Raw genomic sequence first — 11,858 nt, 5'->3', positions numbered from 1 at the left:
GGAACGCTAGCACCAGCGGTAGGACGGGAGAATAGGATCCCCGCCGACCGGGGCCAACCGCCGACGTTGGACGGCGGCTCGGCCGGATCGATGGAGCCGGTCCGGTGGAGCCGGTGAAGGACGAACGCCGGGCGCGCGGAGCGCAGAGGCGGAAGAGCGGCCGCGGGCGACGAGGGGGAAATCGGCCTCAACAGCGGGCGTAGGCGCGGGTAAGCGTTTGTAACAGCTTGCAACAGGGGGCAACCGATGTGTGCCGGGTCCTGACAGAGGCCAGGCGACGTGCTACGAGCTCCGGTCCCAAGGATGATCCCTGCCGCCGGTGCCGCTCCCCTTCGCCTCGCGCTCGCCGCGCTGGCGACCGTTGGCCCCGCCGGCGGCTGCGTCGCCGGCCAGGGGCGCCCCGCGACGTCCGTCGACCCTCAGGGCGGGGCGGTCGCGTGGGAGGGGCATGCGCGCGACGTCTTCGACGACAACATCGAGCCTGCCGCCGTGGGCTTCTCGCTGGACGGCCCCTCGCCCCGATCCGACCCCTTCCTCCGGGAGAGGGCGCAGACAGCCGACGTGGTCGCGCGGGTCCGCGTGAGCACGGTGACCGTCGACACGATCGGAGAACAGAGCACCTATCACCTCGGGATCCAGGTCGGCTACCCTCCCCTGGCCACACCCAGGGTGCCGGATCGGACGTTCGAGCTCCACATCCGCCCGACCAGCCGCGCGTTCGGCATCGCCAAGGCGGTCGACGCGCGGCTCCGCGGGCTCACCTTCATCGCCTTCATCCGGCGCTTCGCCGGCGAGGACGACGAGCCGGAGATCCACTGGCACCTTTCACCTGATACAGCGGAGGTCGCCGCGGCCGTCAAGGAGGCCGTCGTCCTCGGGGAGCTGTCTGCGCCGTGAGCAACGTGAGCATCAAGACGGTCAAAGAAGTCGACGCACTGCGGGTAGCCAGCCAGATGGCGGCCGAGACGCTCCTCGCGGTGGGCGAGATGATCCGCGCCGGCATCACCACCGAGGACATCAACACCTTCGTCCACGAGGACACGATCCGGCGCGGCGGCTATCCCGCGCCGCTCAACTACCACGGGTTCCCGAAGAGCGTCTGCACGTCGATCAACGAGGTGGTCTGCCACGGCATCCCGTGCGACCGCGTCCTCGAGCCGGGCGACATCATCAACGTCGACGTCACCACCATCTACAACGGCTTCTACGGGGACACCTCCGCGACCTTCTACATCGGCAAGCCGTCGCCCGAGGCGAAGCACGTGACCGAGGTGTCGCGGCGCAGCCTGCAGCTCGGCATCGCGCAGGTCCGGGACGGGGCGCGCCTCGGCGATATCGGGGCCGCCATCCAGGAGTTCGCCGAGGCCGAGGGGTGCTCGGTGGTGAGGGCCTTCGTCGGCCACGGCATCGGGCGGCGCTTCCACGAGGCGCCGCAGGTCTCGCACGTGGGCAAGTACGGCAGCGGCACCCGCCTCCGCGCCGGCATGTGCTTCACGATCGAGCCGATGATCAACATCGGCACCTACGAGGTCGAGGTCCTGGAAGACAAGTGGACCGCGCTGACCGCCGATCGCTCGCTGTCGGCGCAGTTCGAGCACACGATCGTCGTCACGAGGACCGGCTGCGAGGTGCTGACCCGGCGCAGCCGGCCGCTCGCGAACAGCGAGATCTTCCCGGATCCGTTCGCCGTCTCCGCGGCGCGGGCGCTCTGAGGCGCGGCGCGCGCCGGCGCTGTGCGCCGCACGCAGGCAGGGCGCGCCGCGTCGGGCGGCGCGCGCCGGCCGGGCCCGACCAGGAGGGCCGAGGTGGACCGGCGCCGTCGATCGGAACGGAGTTTTGTCGACCGATCGGCCGAGGATTAGGGGTAGAAGCAGGGCATGGCCTTGGACGAAGCGTCGCGTGCCAGAATCGCGCCGTATGTGTCGAGCCTGACGGCTGACGTGTTCTCGCTGTCGGGTCTGCCGGAAGAAGTCATCGCCGTCCTGTTCGCGTACTACTCGCGCAGCCGCGATGATCTGCGCACCAACCTGGCACGCCTGCTCGGCGACCAGGAGCTCGACGTGGCCCCAGAAGCCGACGACCGGCCGCGCCGGGGGCTCGCGTTCGCGTCAGACAAGGCGCGGAGCTTCCACGAGAAGTGGGTCGTCGGCTACGGCCACGCGTCGGTCGCAGAGCACGCCGTTGTGCACCTCGCGATCGAGAACGTGAGCATCGTCGCCTCCAAGACGATCGAGGACCTGAGGCTCGGCTCGTACACGGAGAAGAGCACGCGCTACGTCGTCTTCGATCAGCACTCGTTCGTCGACCTGCCGGAGCTCGACGCGAAGGACAGCGCGAGGTACCAGGCCTCCAGCGAGCGGCTCTTCGCGACCTACCTCGACCTGGTCCCGAAGGTGACCGAGCGGCTGAGCACGCGCGAGCCGAAGCCCGAGAAGATGTCGGACGCCGCCTACAGGGGAGCGCTGCGCTCGCAGGCGTGCGATCTGCTGCGCGGCCTCCTGCCGGCGGGGACGCGGACGAACATCGGCCTCACCGCGAACGCGAGGGCGCTCGAGATCCTGCTCACGAAGATGATGTCGCACCCGCTCGAGGAGGTGCGCAGGGTCGCCCGCGACATGCACGCGGCGGCGCTCGCCGTGACCCCGACGCTGGTGAAGTACGCCGCGCCGAACGAGCTCCGGAAGGGGCTGCAAGCCACCGTCGCCGCGGCGATGAAGCGGGTCTACACGCCGCCGGAGGAGGGCGCGAGCGCGACGATGGTGATAAACCAACCCGTCCGGCTCGTGCGCTACGACAAGGACGCGCTGGAGCGCATCGCGCTCGCGCTGGCGTACGAGGGCAGCGACCCGGGCGCGCACGCCTACAACCTGGGCGACGCGCTCCGCCGCGCGACGCTGCCGGAGCTCATCGCCATCGCGCAGGCGGCGTGCGAGAAGCGCGGCCCGTACGACGCGCCGCCGCGCGCGTTCGAGGCGTCGACGATCACCTTCGAGCTGATGCTCGACTACGGCGCGTACCGCGACCTGCAGCGCCACCGGATGCTGACGCCCGCGACGCAGCGGCTCACCTGCCGCCTCGGCTTCGAGACGCCGCAGGCCCTGTCGGAGCTCGGCTACGCCGAGGCCTACCAGGACGCGATGCTCGCGGCGCGCGACGCCTGGCACGCCATGGAGGAGCGCTACCCCCTGGAGGCGCAGTACGCGGTGCCGCTCGGCTTCCGCGTGAGGACCCTCTGGACGCTGAACCTGCGCGAGCTCTTCCACGTCATCGAGCTCCGCTCGGCGAAGCAGGGGCACACGAGCTACCGGCGCATCGCCCAGGGGCTGTACCGCACCGCGATCACGGTGCACCCCTGGCTCAAGGACATGGTCCGCGTCGATCTGAACGACTACGCGCTCGCGCGGAGCTGATCCGCGCCGCGCGGCGGATCCGCGCCGCGCGGCGGATCCGCGCCGGCCCCGCCTCGGGTACGACCGCCGCGCTAGAGGCGCGCCGCCTCGATGAGCTCCGTCGCGGCCCGGAGCGACGCGCCCGTGACCTTCGCGCCCGACAGCATCCGTGCGACCTCGGCGATGCGGTCCTTCTTGTCGACGCGCGAGACCGAGCTCTTCGCGATGCCGCCCGCGTTCTCCTTGGCGACGACGAAGTGCGCGCTGGCGAACGCCGCGATGGGCGCCAGGTGGGTGATGCACAGCACCTGGTGGTGGCGCGCCACGTCGCCGATCGCGCGCCCGATCTTGTCGGCGACGGCGCCGCCGACGCCGCTGTCGACCTCGTCGAAGACGTAGAGCCCCGCCGGCCCGCACTCCGCGAGCACGCGCTTGAGCGCGAGCAACGCGCGCGACAGCTCGCCGCCCGAGGCGATGCGGCGCAAGGGGCGAGGCTCGATCCCCTTGTTGGGCGAGATGAGGAACTCGACGCGGTCGATCCCGTCCTGGCCGAGGCGGGCGCCGTCGACCACCAGCGCGGCGCGGTCGCCGCCGTGCGGCTCGATGTCCACGACCACCCGCGCGCCGCCCATGCCGAGGTCAGCGAGCTCCGTCGAGATCGCGGCGCCGAGCTTCTCGCCGGCCTTCCGCCGCTTCGCCGACAGCCTGCGGGCGCGATCGGCGGCGACGGCGAGCAGGGCGTCGCGCCGCCGCTCGAGCTCCGCGACGTGGCTCTCGACCCCCGAGAGGTGCCCGAGCTCGGCCGCGAGGCGCGCCCGCGCGGCGAGCACGTCGTCGAGCGTGGGGCCGTGCTGCCGGAGCAGGCCCTCGAGGCGGTACATGCGATCCTCGATCTCGGAGAGGCGATCCGGATCGGCCTCCGCGCGCTCGGCGTAGCGGCCGATCTGGCGGGCCGCCTCGCTGAGCTCCGTCCAGCAGCCGTCGACGGCGCGGGCTACGTCGTCGAGGGCGGGGTCGATCTCCGCGGCGGCCCGGAGCTCCGAGGCGAGGCGCGCGAGCTCGTCGCACATCGCGTCGTCCCCTTGATCGAGGCGGGACGCCGCGCGACGCGTGATGTCGTGCAGGCGGCCCGCGTGGCGGAGCCGGTTGCGCTCGGCCGCGAGATCGGCGAGCTCGCCGGGGCGCGGCGAGAGCGCGTCGATGGCCTGGAGCTGGAAGGAGAGGAACGCCTCGCGCTCGGCGCGGCCGCGCTCCAGCTCGCGGGCGGCCCTGAGCTGGGCGGTGAGCGCCTCGAGCTCGCTGACGTCCGCCGCGAGCTCGCTGCGCGCCGGCACCAGGCGGCCGAAACGATCGAGGTACCCGAGGTGCGTCGACGGGTCGGTGAGCGCGACGCTCTCGTGCTGCGAGGCGACGTCGGCGAGCTCCGGGGCGAACGCCTGGAGCTCGCCCGCGGTGCAGAGGCGGCCGTTCAGGTAGGCGCGCGAACGGCCGGTCGCCTGGATCACGCGGCGGATCACGATCTCGCCGTCGCTCGCGATGCCGGCGGCGTCCAGCATCGCCATCGCGCGATCCGAGCTGCGCACGTCGAAGAGCGCCTCGATCTCGGCGTCGTCCGCGCCGGGGCGGACCTGCTCCGCGCTCGCGCGGCCGCCGAGGACCAGCGAGAGCGCGCCCACGACGATGGACTTGCCCGCGCCCGTCTCGCCGGTGAGCACGTTGAAGCCAGGCTCGAGCCGGAGCTCGAGAGCATCCATCAGAATGAAGTTCTTGACCCGAAGCGCGACCAGCACAGCGGCGGGAGGATAGAAAGCTTTCGGCCCGTCGTCAGCGGATCTTCACTTGCTTCATGACGGTGACCGGGATCCCCTCGAAAGGCGGCACCGTGGCGCTGCGAAACGCGGCGGCGATGCACGCGGCGGTGGCGGTCCCGACGAGATCGCCCCCTTCCACGCGCGCCGACATGGTCTTGCCCGAGGGCGAGAAGGTGACGGCCACGCGGGCCGTGCCCGTGAGCCCCTCGCCGGTGCAGCCGGCCGCGGCCGCGGCCGCGGACGCGAGGGCGCTGGTCGCCGCGCTCTGATCGAAGCGGGCGGGCTCGTCCTTCGCCGGCAGGAGCGGCGAGGCCGCCGTCGGCGGCTTGGCCGCCGGCTTTGAGCGCTCGGGCGCGGACGCCGCCGCGTCCCGGGCTGGCTTCTCGGCCGCCTGAGCCTCCTCGCCGATACGCGGGCCGGCGCTGGCCTCCGGCGCGGTGCCCGCCGCCGGCGCGACGCTGGCCGCCGGCGCGGCGCTCGCCGCCGGCGCGGCGCTCGCCGCCGGCGCGGTGCCCGCCGCGAGCACGACGCTCGCCGCCGGCGCGGCGCTCGGCGGAGGCGCCGGCCGCGGTGCAGCGCGCGCCTGCGCCGGCTCGGGGGGGGGCGGCGCGGCCGGCTCGCCCGTCGAGACGGCGGAGGCGACCGGCGCCTCCTCCACGAGGCCGGGGGCGACGGCCGGCAGATCCGCGATCGGCTCGTCATCGAGGGACGGCTCGCGGTCGGCGGCCTGGTCGGCAGGGGCAGGTGCAGCCGGCAACGGCGGCGCCGCCTCCGGCGGAGCGGCGGCGAGCGCGTCGCCGCTGCTCGCCGGCGCGGGATGGCTCGCCGTGGCGCTGGACGATCGACCGTGGGCCTGCGCGAGGTACAGCGCGGCGCCGAACACGATGAAGACGACGGTCACCCAGCCGGTGATCGCCATGTACTGGCGCCACGCCGGCGTCGAGAGGATGCGCAGCCCCTCCGATACGAGGGAGCTGGCCGTGATCGAGGTGCGCACCGGCGTCTCTTCCTCGGAATCCTCGGAGGACGTGTGCCCCTCGACGGCCACGAGGTCGGGCTCGCTCGGCTGCTCGGGGAACGACGAAGACGAGCTGCGCTCAGCGGCGGCTCCCTCGAACAGCCCGCCGCTGATGCTCAGGATCTCCTCGTCGGCCCGGCTCTCGTTGCGGCGCGCCTCACCCGCCGCGTCAGGCGGCGGCGCCATGCTGCGCAGGTCGATCAGACCCGAGTCCTCCTTGCGACCGGCGCGCCCACGAAGATCGCTCTGGCTGATCCGGTCGCCCGGCGGGCGGCCGGTCGCCCTGGGGGCGTCGCTCGCGCGCGCCAGCGGCTCGCGCGCGGGCCGCTCGTCGCTCCCCTGCTCGCGCAGCCCTTCCGCGGCGCCCTGCGCCTCCGCCGCCGTCGGCTTCGCGCGCTCTCGCCGCGACGCCTCCGGGGCGCGCGTCGAAGTAGCGATCGGCGGCGGGCTCGCGGCCGGCGGCGGGGAGAGCGACCCCAGCAGGGCGAGGTCCGCCGGGGAGGCGTCCGCGGGTCCCCGGCCGGACCGGACGCGCCGCGTGGACGGCAGAGGCTGCGGGGCGAGCGCCGCCATCGCCTGCACGTCCTGGAGGCGGAGCTCGGGCGACGAGCGGTGAGACGACGGCCGGGCCTCGTCGATCGACAGCGGCGCCGGCGGCATCTCGGACAGCGGCGCCGGCGGCATCTCGGACGGCGGCGCGATAGGCCGAGTGGAGGCGCCCGCGCGCGGGGTGGCGGCGGATCGCGGTCGCACCGCCGCCGGCGCCGTCGTGACGCGGTGCTCTCGCCGCGCCGGCGGCCGGACCGGGATCGGCGACCGTGCGACAGCGCGCGGCCTCGCGGCGGCCTCGGGCGCCGGCGCGCGCTGGCTCGCGCGCTCGGCCTCGGCGGCGCCCGACCCGAAGGAGAGCGAGGGCGGCTCGACCCCGGGGGAGAGCATCTGCGCGAGATCCTGGATCGAGACGGGATCGGAGTCGGCAGGAGGGAGCGCCGACGGGCTCCGGCCGCCCGTCGACGGCGCCGCCCCGCCGCCGCGGCGCGAGTCCTCCCAGGGGACGCCGGCGAACGTGCGAGGCCGCATCGGGACCTCACGCCGCCCCAGCCCGCCGTCCGGCGTCACCACCGCGTGCTCGAGCGAGGCCTCCGCCGCCACGTCGAGCGCATCCAGCCGATGCGCCCTCGGGCTCGACTCCGGCGCGGCGTCCAGCTCCTGCTGCGCGATCCGCTCCGCGAGCGTGAGCCCTCGCTTCCGCGCCGGCGGAGCCGACGCCGCGCGCCGCTCCGGGTCGCCCGCGGGCGCTGGCCTGCGCTGGATGCCCGCGCCCGGGAGCGTCGTCTCGGCGTCCAGCAGGTCGCCGGGCAGCTCGGGCTCCCTCTCGGGCGCAGGCCCGGAGGACAGCCTCGCCCGCTCCGGCTCGCCCGGCGGTTCGCCCCGGTCGCGCCCGCTCGCGGAGCTCGGAACGACCGAGGGTGACGACCGCGGCTCGCCCCGGTCAGACGCCAACTGCTTGCTCTTCGTGCGGCAGGATTTGCAGACAAACGGGAGGGACGGACGCATCTCGCGTCCTACCCCGATCTCCACGTAGGCCCTGCAGACAGAGCAGGCGAGTTGCACCGTGGGAGGAGAATCGCGCAGCTCGTCAGGGCGCGCAATCTTCTTGGCAATTGACCGGGGCGGTCGCCCTCCGGCTCGCCCGCTCGGCGCCTCCGGCCTCCACCCCCTCCACCGCAGCCTTCGCGAGGTTTCGCCCTATACGGAGGGCGTTTCGGCGCTCACCGGCAGCGGCGCGGGAGGGCGCACCCAGCGCTGCTCCAGCCACTCCAGCGAGACCGCGGCGCTCCGCAGCGCCGCGTCGACGGCGCGGGCGACCGGATCGGGGGCGGGCGGGGACCCGGGAGCGCGGGTCGACAGGAGCCAGTTCGACAGCTCGTAGTGGTGGAGGAGCGGGGCGAAGCGGTGCGCGTCGAAGCCGGAGAGGATCTCGGCCGCGCGGCTCAGGCGATCGCAGGGCAGGAGCGCCGTGGTCACATCGAAGAGCAGGGCGCGCAGGTCCTCGAAGGCGCGCTCCGGATCCGCGGACACGCTCTCCAGGAGCGCCTCGAAGCCGGCATCGGAGAGCCCACTCGCCTCGGCCGCCTCGGCCATCGCCGGCACCTGCGTGGCCAGGAACTCGGCGTTCGGAGCGTGCCCGAGGAGGCGCCCCACGAGGTACAGATCGAAGGCGCTCGCGATGGACTCGGCGAGCAGGAGCGCCTCCGCGCTGGGCGGAGCGCCGGCGCTCGCGGCGGTGAGGGCGCGGTGGGCGAGGTGGTGCCACGCGACGTGCGTCACGACGTCCGCGGCGACGTGCTCGCTGGCGATCAGGTCACCCTGCTCACTCTGGCTCCAGAACGTCAGGTTCAAGAAGACGACGCGGTCCCAGCTCGCCTCGCCCTCGGGCACCCGGAAGCGGTACCCGTCGCGCCGGAGCACCTGCTTCAGATCGTCGTAGAGCGCGACGTGCCGGAAAGAGCGCTCGTCGTCGAAGGTCAGCTCGTCCAAGGTCAGGCTTCGCAGCTTCACGCGGCCGACCTTAGACCCTGATCGTTTCATCAGCCACAGCGGACGCCAGGAAGAACCCAGAGACCTCGCGTGTTTGGGGCCCGAGCCGGGGTTTTCCCTACCAGCGCCGCAAGTTCCCGTCCATGGCCGGTGTTGCAAGCGCCGCCGGCTTAGGCATGATGCGCCCGTTCTGCGCCAGCCGAGGAGGCACACCGAATGATTTCCGTCAGGTCTCTCTGTTCCATCGCGCTCGTGCTCGTTGCCAGCGGCGCCGCCGGCTGCAAGGAGGACCCGCCTCCTCCCCAGCCGGAGCCGGCAAGCTCCGCGGCGGCGAACAAGGGTAAGGCGAGCCTGCGGACGCCCGTGTCGCCGCTCACGAAGGTCGACCCGCAGTCGCTGAAGGAGTACCGCGTCGACGTCTGCTACTTCGGGACGCTCTCGCTGAAACAGGCCCGCGACACGTACCTCGCGAGCCTCGGCAAGGACGAGCCCAGCGAGAAGAAGATCCCGAAGTTCGGCACCGAGGAGCAGGCGAAGGCCGGGGACGCCCCGAAGGGCTTGCTCCCCGCCAAGCCGCCCGTGCCCGGCGCCGCCGCCGCCAAGACCGGGCCCGGCAAGGACGACCGCCGGCCGTTCAACTTCAGCGCGCGCGCGCCGCACGAGCGCAACGCGCGCGCCTGCACCGTCGCCCTCAGCCTCAAGGACCCGGCCATGCCGGACGTGGACACCGCGCTCGCCGAGTACGCGCCGTTCGCGACCGATCTCGCGAAGACCATCGCCTCGGCGGCCAACTACTACCAGCGCGAGGAGTACAAGAAGGACAGCTTCGCGAAGGGCAAGGAGCTCCACGCGAAGCTCATCGCCGACTTCCAGAAGCTCGACGCGCACTCCGACAAGCTCGGCCTCGTGGTGTCCGCGTGGCACTCGTCGCACATGCCCGACCTCGCGAAGGCGGACGAGGGCCAGAAGGCGGCGATCACGGCCCTCGAGGACGCGCGCGCGCTCATGGTGATCCTCTCCAGCAAGAACGTCGACCCCGCGGCGGTGAAGACCGCGCTCCAGAAGGTGGAGACGTCGGCGGCAGCGCTCAAGGCCCACGGCACGACCCACCAGACCGACCCGTGGTCCAAGATCATGACGCCCGCGCTCGACGGCTTCCTCCGCGACGTGAAGGCGGCCGAGCCGAAGCTGACGGGCCAGGGGATCTCCTCGCCCGCCCTGTTCCTGCCGGTCGTCACGAGCTTCGTGTCGGTGATCGAGGGCAAGCACCGGGCGCTCTCGCGCTCGCTCATGGCGAAGGGCCAGGCGGCGACGCGCGAGGCCGCCAGGGCCGCGAAGCCGGCCGCGCCGGCCGACGCGCCGGCCGACGCGCCGCAGAAGGAGTAGCGCGCCCCGGGCGGCGCTCCCCGGAAGGGAGGCGCCGGCGCCCGCGCGCTCTGAACGCGCCGCGCCTCCCTCCGGGGGCGCGGGCGCGATCAGAGCGGGCGGCCGGTGCGGCGGGAGATGGCGAGGCGGTAGAGCGCCTCGTACTGCCGCGCGGCGTGCGCCCAGCCGAAGTTCTTCTTCATCGCCCGCAGCTGCATCGTCCGGAAGTACGCCGGGTCGGCGCGGTAGAGGTGCACCGCCCAGGCGACGGTGTTCCCGAGCGCCATCGACGACATCTCCTCGAACTTGAAGCCCGTGACGTTGTTCTCGACCGTGTCGTCGAGGCCGCCGACGGCGCGCACGACCGGCAGCGTCCCGTAGCGCTGGCTGTAGAGCTGGTTCAGGCCGCAGGGCTCGTAGCGCGACGGCATGAGGAAGAGGTCGGCGCCCGCCTCGATGCGGTGGGCGAGCCCCTCGTTCATGCCGACATGGACACGGAGGCGATCGCTCGAGCCGGCGATCCGCGAGAAGAGGTCCTCGGCCCAGCGCTCGCCGGAGCCGAGGATCACGAGCTGGACGTCGAGCGACAGGATATGGTCGAGCGCGCCCGCGAGGATGTCGATCCCCTTCTGGGTCGCCAGGCGGCTGATGAGCCCGAGGAGCGGGACGTCGGGGCGCTCCTCGAGGCCCATCTCGCGCTGGAGCGCCGCCTTGCAGAGGCGCTTGTCGCCCAGATCCTCGGCCGAGTACGTCGCCGCGATGTGGGGATCGGTCGCGGGGTTCCAGATGGAATCGTCGATGCCGTTGAGGATGCCGATGACGTCGGTGCCGCGATCCCGGAGCACGCCGTCGAGCCCCTCGCCGCCTTCCCACGTCTGGATCTCCTGCGCGTACCTGGGCGAGACCGTGGAGACGAGCGTGGCGTTGTAGATGCCGGCCTTGAGCAGGTTGATGCTGTCGTACGCCTCCAGGCAGAACCTGTGGAACTGATCCCAGCCGAGCCCCGTCGTGGGGAGCTGCGTCTTGTTGAACCAGCCCTGGTAGCCGAGGTTGTGGATCGTCAGCACCGACGCGGCGCGCGCGAGCGGCGAGCGGTGCTCGAGGACGTTGAGGTAGAGCGGGACCAGGGCCGTCTGCCAGTCGTGGACGTGGACGACGTCCGGCCAGAAGCCGAGGGCGTGGCAGAGCTGCAGCGCGCCGCGCGACAGCAGCCCGTAGCGGGCGAGGTTGTCGCCGAACTCGCCGTGCGCGTCCCCGTAGATGCCGTCGCGATCGTAGAACACGTCGTGCTCGAGCAGGTACACGCTGGGCGCGGGCGCGCCGGGGGTCCCGGGATCGAGGCGCGTCTCCCAGATGCCGGTCCACGCCTCACCCCCGCCGAGCGGCACGCCGAGCGGCTCCGGCAACCGGTGCGGCATGAAGCGCTCCGCCGGAGACGACCCGTCCTCGCCCTGCGCCGCGGCGCTCGCCGGCGTGTCGGCGGCCTTCGCGGCGCTCGCCCCGCTGCCCCCGGCCTGCTGCTCGGCGAGCGCGATCTGGCGGGCGAGGTAGCGCTTGGCGACCCGGTAGGCCGGCATCACGACGCGCACGTCATGGCCAGCTGCGGCAAGCGCGATCGGCAGCGCGCCCGCCACGTCGGCGAGGCCACCGGTCTTGCTGAAGGGGACGCATTCGGACACCACGAAGAGAATTTTCATGCGCGGCATGGACATGGAAGGAGGGAGCGCGCCCCAG

General features: G+C 73.1%; 8 protein-coding genes. 4 read left to right on the top strand and 4 right to left on the bottom strand.

Annotation, left to right across the window (positions count from 1 at the left end):
* The first annotated feature begins 303 nt into the window (after positions 1-303).
* The 3 genes from WMF28_RS05785 to WMF28_RS05775 all read left to right on the top strand — a co-directional run bounded on the left by WMF28_RS05785 (position 304) and on the right by WMF28_RS05775 (position 3,410).
* Positions 304-897: a cobalamin ABC transporter substrate-binding protein gene (locus tag WMF28_RS05785; RefSeq protein ID WP_437601063.1), complete on the top strand. Its 594-nt coding sequence runs from the start codon at positions 304-306 to the stop codon at positions 895-897.
* Positions 894-1,712, top strand: a complete 819-nt coding sequence (gene map / locus WMF28_RS05780) for a type I methionyl aminopeptidase (RefSeq protein ID WP_437601062.1) — start codon at positions 894-896, stop codon at positions 1,710-1,712. The genes WMF28_RS05785 and map overlap by 4 nt, the downstream gene beginning before the upstream one ends.
* Before the next feature lie 165 nt (positions 1,713-1,877).
* Positions 1,878-3,410, top strand: coding sequence for an FAD-dependent thymidylate synthase (locus WMF28_RS05775; protein ID WP_437601061.1), 1,533 nt, complete (start codon positions 1,878-1,880; stop codon positions 3,408-3,410).
* 71 nt (positions 3,411-3,481) lie between these two features.
* Here WMF28_RS05775 and recN read toward each other — a convergent pair whose 3' ends face one another.
* The 3 genes from recN to WMF28_RS05760 form a co-directional block, all read right to left on the bottom strand.
* Positions 3,482-5,179 (bottom strand): DNA repair protein RecN, encoded by a 1,698-nt coding sequence (recN, locus tag WMF28_RS05770; RefSeq protein ID WP_437601060.1) that lies wholly within the window; start codon positions 5,177-5,179, stop codon positions 3,482-3,484.
* 34 nt (positions 5,180-5,213) lie between these two features.
* On the bottom strand, positions 5,214-7,721 hold the full coding sequence (locus WMF28_RS05765) for a hypothetical protein (protein ID WP_437601059.1): 2,508 nt from the start codon (positions 7,719-7,721) through the stop codon (positions 5,214-5,216).
* A 246-nt stretch (positions 7,722-7,967) separates the two neighbouring features.
* Complete coding sequence (locus tag WMF28_RS05760; RefSeq protein ID WP_437601058.1) at positions 7,968-8,780, bottom strand: hypothetical protein; 813 nt, start codon at positions 8,778-8,780, stop codon at positions 7,968-7,970.
* A gap of 195 nt (positions 8,781-8,975) precedes the next feature.
* Between WMF28_RS05760 and WMF28_RS05755 the strand changes: the two genes are divergently transcribed.
* Positions 8,976-10,145 (top strand): DUF3829 domain-containing protein, encoded by a 1,170-nt coding sequence (locus WMF28_RS05755; RefSeq protein WP_437601057.1) that lies wholly within the window; start codon positions 8,976-8,978, stop codon positions 10,143-10,145.
* Between the two features lie 89 nt (positions 10,146-10,234).
* Here the strand turns inward: WMF28_RS05755 and WMF28_RS05750 are convergent, their stop codons facing one another.
* Positions 10,235-11,830 carry a glycogen synthase gene (locus WMF28_RS05750; RefSeq protein ID WP_437604218.1) on the bottom strand — a complete coding sequence of 532 codons (1,596 nt, stop codon included), beginning with the start codon at positions 11,828-11,830 and terminating at the stop codon, positions 10,235-10,237.
* Positions 11,831-11,858: the final 28 nt, after the last annotated feature.

This window comes from Sorangium sp. So ce590 (assembly GCF_051521365.1).
Taxonomy (GTDB): domain Bacteria; phylum Myxococcota_A; class Polyangia; order Polyangiales; family Polyangiaceae; genus Sorangium.
Note: the sequence above shows the minus strand (reverse complement) of the source record. Positions and strands in the feature narration are given on the sequence as shown.